General features: G+C 47.3%; 14 protein-coding genes and 1 pseudogene. 7 read left to right on the top strand and 8 right to left on the bottom strand.

Translation table 11 applies throughout. The annotated features are described in order from the left end of the window. The first annotated feature begins 285 nt into the window (after nucleotides 1-285). Complete coding sequence (locus OGY35_RS17160; protein WP_286632932.1) at nucleotides 286-1,086, top strand: serine protease; 801 nt, start codon at nucleotides 286-288, stop codon at nucleotides 1,084-1,086. A 142-nt stretch (nucleotides 1,087-1,228) separates the two neighbouring features. Here the strand turns inward: OGY35_RS17160 and OGY35_RS17155 are convergent, their stop codons facing one another. The 3 genes from OGY35_RS17155 to OGY35_RS17145 all read right to left on the bottom strand — a co-directional run bounded on the left by OGY35_RS17155 (nucleotide 1,229) and on the right by OGY35_RS17145 (nucleotide 2,882). Continuing rightward, nucleotides 1,229-1,465: a hypothetical protein gene (locus tag OGY35_RS17155; RefSeq protein WP_286632931.1), complete on the bottom strand. Its 237-nt coding sequence runs from the start codon at nucleotides 1,463-1,465 to the stop codon at nucleotides 1,229-1,231. A 193-nt stretch (nucleotides 1,466-1,658) separates the two neighbouring features. After that, nucleotides 1,659-2,219, bottom strand: a complete 561-nt coding sequence (locus tag OGY35_RS17150; protein ID WP_286632930.1) for a hypothetical protein — start codon at nucleotides 2,217-2,219, stop codon at nucleotides 1,659-1,661. Nucleotides 2,220-2,432: 213 nt separating this feature from the next. After that, nucleotides 2,433-2,882: a cell envelope integrity TolA C-terminal domain-containing protein gene (locus OGY35_RS17145; RefSeq protein ID WP_286632928.1), complete on the bottom strand. Its 450-nt coding sequence runs from the start codon at nucleotides 2,880-2,882 to the stop codon at nucleotides 2,433-2,435. A 381-nt stretch (nucleotides 2,883-3,263) separates the two neighbouring features. On the opposite strand from OGY35_RS17145, the gene OGY35_RS17140 reads away from it, so the two are divergent. After that, nucleotides 3,264-4,625 (top strand): YncE family protein, encoded by a 1,362-nt coding sequence (locus OGY35_RS17140; RefSeq protein WP_286632927.1) that lies wholly within the window; start codon nucleotides 3,264-3,266, stop codon nucleotides 4,623-4,625. 319 nt (nucleotides 4,626-4,944) lie between these two features. Here OGY35_RS17140 and OGY35_RS17135 read toward each other — a convergent pair whose 3' ends face one another. After that, nucleotides 4,945-5,661 (bottom strand): YebC/PmpR family DNA-binding transcriptional regulator, encoded by a 717-nt coding sequence (locus tag OGY35_RS17135; RefSeq protein WP_152405200.1) that lies wholly within the window; start codon nucleotides 5,659-5,661, stop codon nucleotides 4,945-4,947. A 344-nt stretch (nucleotides 5,662-6,005) separates the two neighbouring features. Beyond that, a complete protein-coding gene (locus OGY35_RS17130; protein ID WP_152405201.1) occupies nucleotides 6,006-6,332 on the bottom strand; it encodes a winged helix-turn-helix transcriptional regulator in 327 nt (108 codons plus the stop codon). A 90-nt stretch (nucleotides 6,333-6,422) separates the two neighbouring features. On the opposite strand from OGY35_RS17130, the gene OGY35_RS17125 reads away from it, so the two are divergent. The 3 genes from OGY35_RS17125 to OGY35_RS17115 all read left to right on the top strand — a co-directional run bounded on the left by OGY35_RS17125 (nucleotide 6,423) and on the right by OGY35_RS17115 (nucleotide 7,978). Continuing rightward, a complete protein-coding gene (locus OGY35_RS17125; RefSeq protein WP_286632926.1) occupies nucleotides 6,423-6,749 on the top strand; it encodes a nuclear transport factor 2 family protein in 327 nt (108 codons plus the stop codon). Next, a complete protein-coding gene (locus tag OGY35_RS17120) occupies nucleotides 6,749-7,528 on the top strand; it encodes an SDR family oxidoreductase (protein WP_152405203.1) in 780 nt (259 codons plus the stop codon). Before OGY35_RS17125 ends, OGY35_RS17120 begins: the two co-directional genes overlap by 1 nt. A 231-nt stretch (nucleotides 7,529-7,759) precedes the next feature. After that, nucleotides 7,760-7,978: a DUF7661 family protein gene (locus OGY35_RS17115; RefSeq protein WP_086512949.1), complete on the top strand. Its 219-nt coding sequence runs from the start codon at nucleotides 7,760-7,762 to the stop codon at nucleotides 7,976-7,978. Nucleotides 7,979-8,089: 111 nt separating this feature from the next. Here the strand turns inward: OGY35_RS17115 and OGY35_RS17110 are convergent, their stop codons facing one another. Beyond that, complete coding sequence (locus OGY35_RS17110) at nucleotides 8,090-8,623, bottom strand: GNAT family N-acetyltransferase (protein WP_286632925.1); 534 nt, start codon at nucleotides 8,621-8,623, stop codon at nucleotides 8,090-8,092. A gap of 348 nt (nucleotides 8,624-8,971) precedes the next feature. On the opposite strand from OGY35_RS17110, the gene OGY35_RS17105 reads away from it, so the two are divergent. Then, nucleotides 8,972-9,823, top strand: coding sequence for an aldo/keto reductase (locus OGY35_RS17105; RefSeq protein ID WP_286632924.1), 852 nt, complete (start codon nucleotides 8,972-8,974; stop codon nucleotides 9,821-9,823). 26 nt (nucleotides 9,824-9,849) lie between these two features. Then, nucleotides 9,850-10,839 (top strand): aldo/keto reductase, encoded by a 990-nt coding sequence (locus tag OGY35_RS17100; protein WP_286632923.1) that lies wholly within the window; start codon nucleotides 9,850-9,852, stop codon nucleotides 10,837-10,839. A 383-nt stretch (nucleotides 10,840-11,222) separates the two neighbouring features. Here OGY35_RS17100 and OGY35_RS17095 read toward each other — a convergent pair. Continuing rightward, nucleotides 11,223-11,542, bottom strand: a pseudogene (locus OGY35_RS17095) (transposase). Nucleotides 11,543-11,709: 167 nt separating this feature from the next. After that, nucleotides 11,710-11,883: a hypothetical protein gene (locus OGY35_RS17090; protein ID WP_286631507.1), complete on the bottom strand. Its 174-nt coding sequence runs from the start codon at nucleotides 11,881-11,883 to the stop codon at nucleotides 11,710-11,712. Nucleotides 11,884-12,037 lie beyond the last annotated feature (154 nt).

Here is a 12,037-nt window from a genome sequence, read left to right as displayed (position 1 = left end):
CACGCACTTTTTGAGATTTCCGTTTTTTCTATCATCAGCCGGTACTCTTCTGAGTGACAGGCTATTCAGGTATTCATGAGGCAGCTCGCTGTTGTATTAGCAACTTCTGCTTCTGGCACGAAGTTGCCGTAGGAAAGCCAAGGGCAGCTTTGAGCGAAGAACGGACATTAGTACTGCCTGATAACTAGCCGCAAGCCGAATGGCTGTTATCTATTGAATTGATTACGCCTTCAATAGATGTTTTGATAGGGGATGTATTTCATCTGACAATATGCAAGGAATAGCATGTTAACTGACGCTTCCATGATTTATCCCTATCTGCCTATTGAAGTCTTTGTTCCAAATTGGATAGAGAAAAATCTAACATCGACCCTGGTTCTGAACTGGCGGAGTGCGCTAGTGTCATTTTTCGTCAAAAAAGAATTCAGCACTCAGGAGGCTGTACTGGTCGGAAGCGGTTTTCTCTACTTGCTTGATGGCAAAGTGCCATGCATTATGACAGCTTCTCATGTTATCACCGAGATGCATAAAAGCGATTTACCTTTTATCTCAATTGATGGTGTTAAATTTCTGTTCGAAAATCTGGAAATCCTTTTTAATAATGAACAAGACTATGCAGTGATACCTTTGCCGAAAAAGATTGCAATGGGTATTCCCAATAGCAAATTATTCTCTTCCATCTATAATACCGGAGATATTAAAACCTCATCTTTTGTCATTATTGGTTATCCTGCAAAGCACAACAAACTACATAAACTGCGACCAGAGAAAGGGCTGACTCCTTTCGCCCTAACCTTTCACAATTTTCACTATGATCGGATAACAGAGGATATCTTCTTCCATTTTATCCCTGATGGGAAAAAGAAAAATATCAATTTTGAACCGATCAGCTGTACAACAGCTATACCATCGCTGGCTGGAATGAGTGGAGGAGTGATTGCTCAGATCGTTATGAGCAGCAACGTTGAACGATATTCACTTCGAGCAGTTGGCTCATTTAAAGAACATCGAGCTAAAAGAGGAAATTTCCTTGTGGGTGCTACCTTTATTGATTTTTCTAATGAACTTAATGCATTGTTCAAATAAATATCGTTCCCTGTGCCTATCTTCATCTAACTCCCATAATCTTAACGCCATCCGCTCTTGGCTCGAAGCCGTCGGTCAAGGGGGGAATGTGCACTCTGAGCAAGAAGCGGAGCTTGATATGTGGTCCGTGCTATGTAGATTTTTATTGTTCTTGCTTCATTGGTGGAAGAGATATCCTCGCCTCCAAAATCAATTTCTCCACTGCTTCCAGAGGGATATTCTCTTCGTAGCAGGTCAAAAAGAATTCGTGTGTAACATCAGAATAGAAAACCTCTGCAACCTGCCGTAGAGGAGATGTCTCGCTGACAGATAATTCCAGATACATGCCATCTCGTAGCAAGTCGCTTCCACGAATCAATTCAAACTTAATCTTAGACATATACGAAATCCTTCTTTTCAACAACGCAAAATATTTTGCATTAGTGATATCAAAAACGATTTGGTCAGGATATAGCGCGATAGCATTCCGAACACTTTAGTCTGAACCACAAAGCCATTTCATGGGTAATCCTGAAATAGTCATAACATGCCAACGTTCGCTTCTGGCAATTACTGTGAGGGTAATCCCTTCTTCAAATCGGGATGCCCGTTTTAAGATCGAGCTTAAAAGATTCCCAACCTCCTGGCGGGTCCCACTCTCCCAAGCCCAGTACCGTATCATTCTCTATCGATGTAATGATCACGCCATCAATGGCGCACTCCCTGGATTTCCAGAGAATGCCCGCAGCAATATCCATCAGAAAAACGTGGCAGTAAGTGGTAACCAGAACCCGATTATGTAGCCTGTCAGAATGGATGTCAGGAACTGAATAAATATGGCCAACGTAATCACCTAGTGGATGGCTTCTGAACGAGTGTGTGGTCATCTCAACAACATGAAAGTGGTCGCCACAAATGATTGCCACCTGGGATTCATTCAGAAGGAAATCACAAAAGGCGCTGGAAATCAGCCAGCCATCCTCATCGGCACGTATATATAACTGTAAAATCACAATGGGCTCACCGCCCTTACAGATTAACAGTCGTCGATCCTTTTCTCCATTAGCGCCAAAGGGATTGACGTCAATGATCGAAACACCTTCCCTTTCATCACCGGGCTTAGGCTGTTCAAGCCAGGTCGCTTGCAATGTCATTGAGTATCCAAAGTGTGCATAGCAGAAGAACACATACTACTTTACAAGCTGATGTCACGACAGCGCCTTAGGTTACCATATTGCGCAGACCGGCCCCCGCGGATGAGTACATTCAAGTGTTAACAACCTCCGCTCCTGGCACTGAGCTGCCGTCGATAAGGTTTAAAGGACAACAGTGAGCGAGTAGCTGACACTGTAAGGGCTACTATGGTGCTAACCGCGCATATCGAAGCCGGATTTTTGAAAATCCCTATAGACTTCTGGATTGTTGAAGGCTGGAAATTTGGCTTTATGGGCTGCTGATTTTATCGCTTCGCAATAGGCTTTATTGCCGTTGCTGGTTGATATGTTCAAAGCCGTGCCATCCTGAGCAAATTCAATATGCAACCTGCATTTTTTCCCCTTCCAGTTTTGCGGCTCATCAAGTTTGGCATTTATTGCCGCCCTGATTGCCCGCGCTTTCGCACCCCATTCATCCTGATCATCCCAGCGTCCTGAACTGCAACTCCCCGTTGCCGTGGTCTTATGGCAGCCGGAAGGATGTAACGGCGCGCAACCCGCGGTCAGGCTAGCCGCAATGGCCAGCATAACGATTTTCTTTACTGTTCCAGACGATCCCACTTCTTGCCCCTCAATCCATCTAAACCTCAGCAATGTTGGCATATTCTTCCGTCATTTCTGGCACCTTTTCAACCATTAATTATCGACATCAACTGGATGTTTCGAATGAGCCTTCTGAATATGTAGAGAGAGGAATAGGCTACGATTTATTGCCTGATGATTGGCACAAGTCGTTTTTACGTCCGCTTCGGCTCACTGCCGCCCTCTTACCGGAAAATCGCCAGCTCGCTCATCCGCGATACATAAACGCCCCACATTTAAGGCATCACTAGTAATAGTAATGATAATTATTTGCATTGATATGGTATGTTGAATGCGCTTATAACAAGACATACTTCTCATGGCGGAAGATAAGACTCATCGCATGGGAAATAACCTGTGGCTGCGCTGAGATGCAGCATCAATTCAATTTATGGAGATAAGATGAGAAGAATTTCAGTCCGTTCGGTGTTGTTGGCCTCCACTATTGCGATGGCAACCGCCACAACGGCATACGCCGATAGCCAGTGGGCAGCCGCCACCACTACCTTCCCTGGCAGTATCCGTGCAGGGTCACGGGACGTTCCTGTTAAGCCCGGAGATAAAACTGTCATAGCGATTAAGAGCCTGCAGGCGGGCACGACCGTCACCCTGCTGAATGGTGCGGAAGTCCTGACACCGAAACCACTGACCGCCGACGAGAAGGGAAACCTCACTATTCCGCTAACCGTTCCGATCGATGCTGCTACAGGTCTTCATCCACTCACTGTTATCACGCAAAATCCCGCGAGCGTTTCGCAGGTCATGTTGAAATTGTCCCAAATTGTTCCCCCGATAAACACTGAGGCTTTCAGGCTGCAAAAAATTTCCGTCGGTGAGCGAGCTTACCAGTCGGCAGTTTCAACCGACGGGAAGCTGTTCGTGACCTCTGCACGCGGCCCACATGATGGTAGCCGCCTGATGAGACTGAACGCCGGAACGCTGACTGTCGAAGCGGAGGCTACGCTGCCTAAAGACAAAAAGGGTGAGCAGATTGGAGTCTTCGGCATCGGTGTTGATAATGTCCATAATCATATCTGGACAACGAACACGCTCGCCGAGACGGTGACCGTCTATGACGCAAAAACGCTTTCCGTCGTGAAAGTCTTCCCGGAGGGGTCGGTCGTACATCCACGCGATGTGATTATTGATGAAGCCCACAATCGGGCTTATGTCAGCGCAGCACTGACCGGCTTTATCGAGGTTTATGATACCAAAACGCTGGAACATATCGGTCAGATGGAGTTCGTGACGAACCGCGGCCGCGACCAGTTTTACAGTACAGATCTTGCCCTCGACAGTGCCGGTGGGAAACTCTACGGCGTCAGTCGCGATACGCCCTGGGTGGGCTGGATTGATCTCAAAACGGGCAAGAGTACGACGGTGAAAATACCTCAGGCGCAAGGTGCTACCGACATCGCTCGCGATCCAGAGACCGGCCGTCTTTACGTCGCTTCCCAGGAGACGAACAATGTCGTGGTTCTTGATGCGGACGGTAAGGTTCTCGCGGATACTTACATTGGGGCCGGGGGCGTATCTGTCGTCTGGGATCCCGTGACGTCACAGGTTTTCGCCGCCACGCGCGCAGGCGGAACCGTTGCTGTTCTGAACAAGGATGGCAAACTGGTCGCTAATATCCCGATGGATGATACGCCAAACCACCTGACCGCCGGGCCTGATGGTGCCGTTTATCTGGTGTCTATGTATGGGACTATCGGGGATAAAACGCAAACAGGCTCAGTGACGAAAATCACTCCCAAAAAATAACGGTTTAAAATCCGCTACGCAATTCGCGGGCAGGTCAGTCTGGCATTATTATTAACCCCCAACCGCCTTCGGGCTGGGGGTATTAACGTTGATTTTATATCGTCAACGCATTACGTTTTTCGCGCAGTCCCTTCTGTAATATATTCTTTTTCCGTCAATCACCAGAGTGTTAAGACCAGCAATTTCAATGATTGTGTTTTGTTTTAGGAGACAGTAATTTTATCTATTTTTTATAATCAACACATCGGGTTAGATATATTTTTATAACAACTTTATAAGTTAAAAAATCTGCCATAATGACAGATTTTTTGATTTCTAATTAGAGATTTGCAACGTTATGATATACTTTTTGAACATCATCGTCATCTTCAAGGGCATCAACAAGTCCTTCAAAGATTTCTAAATCTTCTGGCGAAAGTTCAACTTCTGATTGAGCAATCATCTCTAATTCTGTTGTTGAGAATTCGGTAATTCCGGCTGCTTTTAGCGCTGCAATGCCTTTGTGAAGGTCTGAGGATTCTGTATAAACAACGATGTTTCCTTCGTCTTCGGTTACATCACGAACATTAACTTCTGCATCAAGCAAAATTTCAAAAATATGGTCAGGGTCTGTTCCTTTAAATACAATCACTCCAGTATTGTCAAACATATAGCTGACAGCACCTGCCGCTCCGATATTCCCGCCTTTTTTATTGAAAATTGAGCGAACATTAGCAATCGTACGGTTAACATTTGACGTCAACGTTTCAGCGATAATCATTGAACCATTGGGTCCAAAGCCTTCGTAACGTCCTTGTACGAACGTTTCATCGCCGCCACCTTTGGCTTTATCAATGGCTTTATCAATAACGTGTTTTGGGACTTGTGCTTGCTTCGCACGTTCAATAACGAATTTTAAAGATGAGTTTAATTCTGGGTCTGGTTCGCCTTGTTTAGCAGCAGCATAGATTTCGACACCGAATTTTGCATATACTTTAGACGTTGCACCGTCTTTAGCCGTTTTTTTAGCAACAATATTGGCCCATTTACGTCCCACTGGAATGGTCTCCTCAAAAATTTATTTACATTACTGGCAGATTAATAACCTGCATTCTTTTCCGCCATATTATATCATGATATGTAAATTCTCGTCTATGAGAAATAAAAACATCCGCACCTCACAGAATGTTACTTTAATTTTATCAAAAGTTAACATTGTGGCTGATCTATTCCCGTATTTTCTTCTGGTTCGTTTGTTTTTATTCTCAATAATTGAACCGCAGCAAAAATACATAAGACAAGAGAGACAAAAGTGATAATCCAGACAGACACCGATTATTAACGTTGAGCGAAAGCAGACATCAGTGATTTTCACTCACTGCAAAAAGGCCCCGACGACAGCTAAACCTCGCGTTTTTCCGCCCATTTCAACATTGCATCAAGGGCCGGGCACAGCGCCTGCCCCCACTCGGTCAGGCGATATTCCACCTTCGGTGGCACTTGCGGGTACACCGTGCGTGATACGATGCCGTCAGCTTCCAGTTGTCGCAGTTGCTGCGCCAGCATCTTCTGTGAAATACCGGGGATCAGTTTTTCAAAATCAGAATAGCGTTGTACCTTTCCATCGAACAGATGAAAAAGAATAATTAATTTCCAACGACCTTCCAACAGTCGCAGCACGTGCTCCACACCGCTTGCGGCAGATTCTGGAGTATATAACTTACTCATAATTCAGTGGCTCACTTTTTAGTGCGTACTTGTTAATTTCACAGTCTATGTTGAAAATGCCCGTACTGTAAATAACAGGAGTAAAGAGCCATGTCATTAGCCCTACCGCATGCTATTTCAGACTATTTCTCGATCAGTAACGGTGCAGATATTGCCAACGTTAAGCACTGTTTTACTGTCGATGCTGTCGTGACAGACGAAGGTAAAACTCACAAGGGACACGCAGCGATCAAGGCATGGCAACGTGCCGCACAGGCCGCGTTTGACTACAGCGTTGAGCCGGTTAAGTTTATCACTGAAGGTCACCGGGTGACGGTCACTTCAAACGTCGTCGGTAATTTTCCCGGCAGCCCGGTCACACTTGAACATGTCTTCAGCCTGGTCGGCGACAAGATCAACACGCTGGAGATTATCTGATGTCGTTAGATCTTGATTTTCAGGACAAACGCATACTGGTTACTGCAGGTACCAAAGGCGTCGGCAAAGCGGTCGTTGAATTATTTAAGCAACTGGGTGCCAGGGTGTTAACCACTGCGCGTCATGTGCCCACAGAATGTTTCGCAGACGCCTTCGTAGCGGCGGACCTGACCACCGTCAACGGATGTGCCGTAGTAGTGGAAGCCGTTCACAAGCATCTGGGGGGTGTCGACGCCATCATCCATGTTGCTGGCGGTTCAACCTCGCCTGCCGGAGGCTTTGCCGCGCTGGGCGAAACAGAGTGGCAGCAGGAACTCAACCTAAATCTGTTACCCGCGGTGCGCTTAGATCGTGCGCTGTTGCCTGGGATGCTGGCGCAGGGTAGCGGGGTTATTATTCACGTGACATCTATCCAGCGTGAACTGCCGTTACCAGAATCAACCACCGGTTATGCGGCGGCTAAAGCTGCGCTGTCGGCGTACAGCAAAAGCCTGTCGAAAGAGGTATCCCCGAAGGGGATTCGTGTCGTGCGTGTTGCGCCCGGTTGGATCGAAACCGAAGCTTCAGTCGCGATGGCGCAGCGACTGGCGAAGCAGGCAGGAACGGATTACGAAGGCGGTAAGCAGATAATCATGAATGCTCTCGGTGGTATTCCTCTTGGTCGTCCGTCAAAGCCCATCGAGGTTGCGAAACTCATTTCCTTCCTTGCGTCATCTCATGCAGCCGCCATCACCGGCACCGAATATGTCATTGATGGTGGTACCATCCCAACGGTGTAATCATGCATCTTAATCAGCTCATATTATGAGCTGATTAAGATCAGCCAGAGGCAGAAAATAATTAATCATAATGTCCCTTTTAGCAAAAAGCTGGCACGCACTCTACGTTGAAGGTCCGCTGTGAGTGAAGAGCGGACGCTGGCTCTTCATATATGTACGATTTACTCGCTCGCCTGCCCTGACGTATATATCATAGATTCAGGGACTCATTAGCATGATCGGAGATTACATATGCTGATATATAACGTTTTTGGGCGGCATATTGGCGTTCAACGTAAGAATGAGCGGTGGCTGGTATTTCGTGCCGACCTGACGGAGAGAAAGTTTTCTCGACTCTATGACATCGCTATTCCAGACGATATGACAGAAAGCGAGATTGCCGGCTGGCTGGGTGACATTTTCCACGAAGCCGCAACCGAGCGTCATCCAAATGTGGAACGCATCGAATAAGGATTTAATGGATAGCATTACATTGAGTCCATTCCTGGCACTGAGCAGACGCCCAGGTGGGCTTAAGTTCGCTATTACGAATATGCGGACAAATATGGGTGTGTAAATCACCTACTTCCACTCTTTTTTGAGAAGCGCGTAGATAAAGGTATCATCGTATCTTTCTTCGCCATCATCTTGTATGAACGTAACAAATTCTTTAAAACAGCCCTCCATGCGCATATGGAGGCGTGTACAAAGCTTTTGAGAGGCTATGTTATAATCTTCAACGTAAGCATAGAGACGTCGAGCTTCCTTTTGAAAAAACAAATATTCAAACAAAGCAGTAACGGATTCCGTAGCATAACCCTGACCTTCGTAACGCTGGTTGAAGTGCCATCCAACTGACCAGGTATTCACATCTGGCTCTTCACGATTATCAGCGAAAAGATGGCCAATCAATTCATCAGTCTCTTTGAGGCATACCGCTAGCTGGCTGGTATCACGGGATCTTCTATCAACTTCTTTTCTTGCGTCTTCCAGTGAAGCGAGTTTCTCGTCGTGGAAACACGGTGTGCGGGGTGAAGACAGGTAATCAAAAAGTGCAGATGCGTCTTTGTGTTTGAATGTGCGAATAATGAGTCGCGGTGTCGTGGCTACGATCATGAAAACCTCATGTTATCTGGCAGGCGTAGAGACATTCTAATGAATATCGCCGTCACTATCTCAGACCATTTTGCTTTTCCACATTTCACATCAACCTGATGTTAGCAACCTTCCGCTTCCCGGTTGAGAGAACGGTAAGATCATCATTTCGAATAGCCGGGCTGCCCGCTAACTTTTACCTGAACTGCTTATCCAGAGTCGCTTCAGGTCACTGGTTATCAGTATGGCGACATCAGATACCGACAAAATTGATGAACATAGCTAATAAACCCTAGCTAATTACCCCATCTAATCGAATAAATCAGTTTGCATTATGCTTTTTCTGAACAAAAGCGGAAGGACTATGTCATGCAAACTGTAAAACTGAACAACGGTATTGAAATGCCCCTGCTGGGTTTTGGTGTGTTCCAGATGACGGATGCCGCTGAATGCGAGAGAGCCGTTATTGATGCCATTGAAACGGGATATCGCCTGATTGATACCGCGGCGTCCTACCAGAATGAAACCCAGGTCGGGAACGCCCTGAAGCAAAGTGGTATCGCGCGCAACGAACTCTTTATCACCACCAAACTTTGGCTACAGGATACGAATTACGAAGGTGCCAAAGCACAGTTTGAACGTTCACTGAACCGACTTCAGTTGGACTATGTTGACCTGTACCTGATTCACCAGCCTTACGGTGACGTCCACGGCGCCTGGCGTGCAATGGAAGAACTGCAGCAGGCAGGCAAAATTCGCGCCATTGGCGTAAGCAACTTCCATCCGGACAGACTGGCCGATCTTATCGCCTTCAACCGCGTTGCCCCAGCGGTAAACCAGATTGAAGTTAACCCCTTCAACCAGCAACTGCACGCTGTGGCGTGGATGCAAAGCCGTGGCATCCAACCGGAAGCATGGGCACCGTTTGCTGAAGGAAAAAATGGGTTGTTCCAGCATCCCGAATTAGAGTCGATAGGCCAGAAGTACGGAAAAAGTGTAGGTCAGGTTGTCCTGCGGTGGATTTTCCAGCGAGGCATTATTTCGCTTGCAAAATCAGTGCGAAAAGAACGCATGGAAGAGAACATCAACATTCTCGATTTTGAACTCAGTGCTGAAGACATGCTGCAGATTACCGCACTTGATACTGCCACCAGCGCATTCTTCTCTCATCGCGATCCGGCGAGAGTGGAGTGGCTCACTGGCCGTAAACTCGACGTTTAAGCCGCAATAATAGAGGTATTCACACAATGCAAAAACGTTATCTGGGTAAATCCGGGCTTGAAGTATCAGCCCTTGGACTCGGTTGTATGGGCTTAAGCCACGGCTATGGCCCGGCGACAGATACCCGCCAGGCGATTGAACTCATACGGACAGCGGTTGAACGTGGCGTCACGTTCTTCGACACCGCCGAAGTGTATGGTCCGTTTTTGAATGAAGAGGTTGTCGGTGAAGCGCTAAAACCCTTTCGCGACCGCGTGGTCATCGCCACAAAATTTGGCTTTACCTTTGGCGATGACAACAAACAGCAGATTTTAAACAGCCGCCCCGAGCATATCCGCATGGCCGTTGAAGGATCGTTACGCCGCCTTAAAACCGATGTCATTGACCTGCTTTATCAACACCGTGTCGATCCGGACGTGCCAATTGAAGATGTCGCAGGAACGGTGAGAGACCTCATTGCCGAAGGAAAGGTCAAACATTTCGGTCTTTCCGAAGCGGGCGCGCAGACGATTCGTCGTGCGCATGCGGTTCAACCTGTCAGCGCCCTGCAAAGCGAATACTCCATGTGGTGGCGTGAACCTGAACAGGAGATCCTGCCGCTTCTGGAGGAGTTGGGTATTGGTTTTGTGCCATTCAGCCCGTTAGGTAAAGGCTTTCTGACCGGAGCAATTACGTCAGGAACAACGTTTGGTAAGGATGATTACCGAAGCCAGGTGCCGCGTTTCACCGCTCAGGCAATTGCCGCCAACGAAAAGCTGGTTTCGTTGTTGGGTGAACTGGCAGCCGACAAAGGGGTGACGTCTGCACAAATCGCGCTGGCATGGCTGTTGGCACAAAAATCGTGGATTGTTCCTATTCCGGGCACCACCAAACTGCATCGCCTCGAGGAAAACCTGGGCGCCGTTGACGTTATTCTTTCTCAGGATGAGTTGTCCCAGGTCACGCACGTGCTGGAAACGATAAAAATCATTGGCGAGCGTTATTCGCCTGAGCATCAGGCTCGCGTAGGCCGCTGAAACTTAAGCTTGCGATATCCATAAATCAAAATCGCAAAAATTGCTGCGATGCGGGAAGATTCCGTCACAGGTCAATGTTCCGACGACGCCTGTGCAACACCAGAGAAAAGAACCCGGAACCGTTGATGTGTGCCAAAGGGAAATACGGTGTTTTCCTCGATATTAACCCACGCGGCACGGTACTGGCAGCCACGTTGCACTCCCCCACCGCAAGCATGCCGAAAGGTAAAAATCACGCCGTTGACCGACGCGACAGCACAGGAAAAACAGGCATAGTAAATATCCTCCGGCATAGCCGGAGGTTTTTCAGATGCGCCTGTAAGACTCTGTTACCTGCCACGCCCTGACAGGCGCAGACGATCTGACATTTGCATCAGACTTCGTTACTTACGACCCGTAAACGGGCTGCCCGGATATGGGATCGAAACTGCTCCCCCATTTTATCCTCTGCAAGCTGCTGCTTTATGTATTCCTGTATCTTCGCCGTGTTCTTACCCACCGTATCTACGTAGTATCCACGACACCAGAACTCCCTGTTACTGTATTTAAACTTCATATCCCCAAACTGCTCATACATCATCAGACTGCTTTTCCCTTTCAGATACCCCATAAAGCCGGACAACGCGGTACGGACCAGAGTAACCAGATCGCCATTTACGCCAGTTAAATTGTTTTGGCTGCGCTGACAGAATTTACGTGTCATGTTTTTTATTTCCTTTAAATCAATACCGGTTCTTTCTTCCAGAAATACGTAACTAAAACGTAAATAACGTGACTGCCGGCGAGCGATATGACGATCGCAATTGTCCCCCACGGCACCTGCACGCCGAACAGCGTCGGCATGACGGGAATAAACGGGTGAACGCAGTATTACGCCAGAATGCAAAATACCATCTCGCCCAGGCGTTTCAGCTGTGAGTTTGATGACGCGCGGCACGCCCGCGCCAGCGCTCCGCCGGCCATTACGGAAATGATGCGGATAGCCTCCGGCGGATTGATAAACAGCATCACCAGCACCTCAGAGAGCGTGTGTTTGTAGGGCATTTTCTTTCGTCCATAAAAAACCGGCCAGCAGAGAGAATCTAATTTATAAATAGTTGATTTCATTTATATAGATAACATGGATAGTGGTTAATATCGCCTCACCATCAATTACAAAAATTCTTCAATTACAGGCGTACAACATTCCTTGTCATTC

The organism is Citrobacter sp. Ct235 (assembly GCF_030332305.1).
Lineage (GTDB): Bacteria > Pseudomonadota > Gammaproteobacteria > Enterobacterales > Enterobacteriaceae > Citrobacter_A > Citrobacter_A telavivensis.
This window is presented reverse-complemented; position numbering and strand designations above follow the sequence as displayed.